1 protein-coding gene is annotated in these 2,587 nt (G+C 58.9%); it reads left to right on the top strand.

The window, feature by feature from the left end; genetic code table 11:
- The first annotated feature begins 253 nt into the window (after nucleotides 1-253).
- Nucleotides 254-940, top strand: a complete 687-nt coding sequence (locus GGC30_RS16120) for an acyl carrier protein (RefSeq protein WP_153926140.1) — start codon at nucleotides 254-256, stop codon at nucleotides 938-940.
- Nucleotides 941-2,587: the final 1,647 nt, after the last annotated feature.

Raw genomic sequence — 2,587 nt, 5'->3', positions numbered from 1 at the left:
GGAAGCAGCGTCTGCTGCCGGCGGTCTGCACCCTGAACGAAGCGGCTCATACCCACCTCCTGAAGACCTCAGGAGGCTACCCTAATTCGCTCGAGCTGGAGGCGTTTTCACACAGCCTCGGTCGATTGCGGTCCCAGCCTGAAGCGCTGAGAGCGGACGTCCACTCTCTGGCCTAAAAGCGATCGCGGTCGGCGTCAGCTAGGGGTGGAAAGCGGAACTTGCCGATGGAGCCGGTTCGAGTAACGTTCGGTCTATGATCGAGGCCACTGCCCCATTGACGACGCTCGGCTTAGCTGGCGATGGAGATGACCTCGAAGTGCTGGTCGCGGTTGAACGGTCGTTCGGTATTTCTTTTAAGGACGAGGACACTTCTTCCTTGCAGACCGTAGGCGACTTTTACGAAGCCGTTCTAAGCAAGCTCGCGACGACCGCGATACAAGGCAAGTGCTCGACTTCGATGGCGTTTTATGACGTGCGGCGATTTCTACTCAGCAGGGAAAGCGCCGGTGCTATCCGCCCGTCGACAAAGCTCCGGGATATAACGCGGATGCGTCAGGCTGCCGTGCTGAAGGCGTTGGCCGAAGAGACGCAAACGGTGCCTATTCCTTTGACCTTGGGATGGAAGACTTTTTCGGGGATCGCTCTGCTGATGCTCGGCATTGCTGGCCTTCTAGCCTCTCATTCTCCGATCATGATTGTTCTTTCGGCTATGGGAATTGTTGCGGGTTGGGTTGTCGTGCGGTCTGGCATCGCATCATTCGGAACGAGGTCCGTTGGCGATCTTTCGACCGAAATTGCGCTATCCAACTTTGGCGTTTTCGCCGCCAAAGGGGCCGACGCCCGGCCCACGACAATCTGGCGGATACTTCGAGATTTGCTCGCGCAGGAAACCGGCGTTCGTCCGGAGTTGATTTCCCACCAGACAAGGTTGTTGGCCTAGCGCCGAGCAGATCATTTGAACGTCGCTTATGGGTGGGAAAGTGACATTCCCTGGCCTGTTACGGATGAAGGACGGAAGCACTCATCTCACCTACGTCAGACTGGAGCTGATCACACACGCTGCGCTTAGCTTCACATTGAACGCGCACGATCGTGTCCAAATAGGCTCCGCGCCCGCGAACGAACGTAGTCACGACTGCTGAGGGATAGGCCGGATGTTCATTTCGAACGAACGCCCAGTAGCTCAACGTGGAGTCGTCGTTGAAAAGGGTCCAATCGACTTCGTCCTCACGGATGACGCAGGGCATGGAAGAGACACGCGTCATCATCTCTTGGACGCTCTCATTGTGAGGAGCAGCCAACGGTTCAGTGGCCGGGACAACTGATCCGCAGCTAGAGCCCCAAATGATTGCCATGGTCGAGACTGCAATGACGATCATGTGCTGGTCTTGTCCCCCGGTTGTTTACGCGTTCAGACCTGGCAGACAGACACAACGAATAGGGCCTCCCTTTCCAGCTTCCAATCCTAATGTCCGCTGTGGGCGGTTTGCGGACACTTCTTGGGGGCTTCCGTCTAATGGCGTCAGCCTACCTCTCGAGCCAGTCCGCCACGATCAACGGCAGGTATGCAAAGGAAGGCGCAAGCTCTTCGAGCGCTGCTCGGCAGCCGCGCTCCAACGACACCAAACCTTTAAACCCAATGACCACTCCCAAGTGCGTTGGTTCAGACCCCCCGTTACATCTCAGGGTGAACTGGCCACTGGGGTTCGGCGCCAGTGGGGTGTCACAGATCAACAGCAGAGGCACGTCATCGACAGTCCACATCGCTTGGATCCGTAAGCTGGATTTGTCAGGCGACAGCGGCGGTGGCAGGTCGTCGACGCATTGCTGCGTATCCAACCATAGATCGACATCGGGAAGTTCGGGCAGGCCACGTTCCGACCGAACCCATCCGTCCGGAACCGGGACCGAAGTTGGACCTGGAGCCGGAAGCGCGGCCGGCCCACGCGGACGATTGAAGTCGACCGTGGCAAGCACTCGGTTTCGCGGCGGGTACAAATCCCCCGGCTGTTGGACGGCCATTGTCACGGTTCTCAGCATAACCGCCGCGCTCTTATACGCAGTGGGCGTCCCATGGCCGAACTCGGCCAATTCGATATAGGGCACACGCGGAATCGAGTACCGACGATTCCCGACTTGAACTTTCCCAGCGGCTTCCATGGCCGTGAAGTTCTGCAGTTGATGGATTTCGCGGCCCGTGAGTAACGAGGTGCTTGAGTCCGACCGCACTGACGTCTCGGCCTCGCATCCCGAAGACACTAGCAGAACGAGAATCGCGCTGGTTACCCGGCTCACATTCCCTAGGCGGCAGCGCCGCCACGCATCGCGCTCGCCACCAAGCGTCGCATCCTTGGAACTCAGACACCTAGCCTGGGGCATTGCTTTACTCCCAAGGCCGGTCTGCGCCGCGGATGGCGCGAAGCGGGTCCATAGACTGCCAAGACAGAAGTTCTGCAATGGGTCGAGGCCGTGTAAAAACGTGCTGAGCTACGGCGGGGCGGGTGTGGCGACGAGGCGCAGAGCGCCATCGTCTCAGGCCCTGATCGCCTCCATCAGCGGCTTCGTTCCGAGCACCGCCATCACCCGC

It is taken from the genome of Brevundimonas sp. SPF441 (assembly GCF_009661015.1).
In the GTDB taxonomy this organism is placed as follows: domain Bacteria; phylum Pseudomonadota; class Alphaproteobacteria; order Caulobacterales; family Caulobacteraceae; genus Brevundimonas; species Brevundimonas vesicularis.
This window is presented reverse-complemented; position numbering and strand designations above follow the sequence as displayed.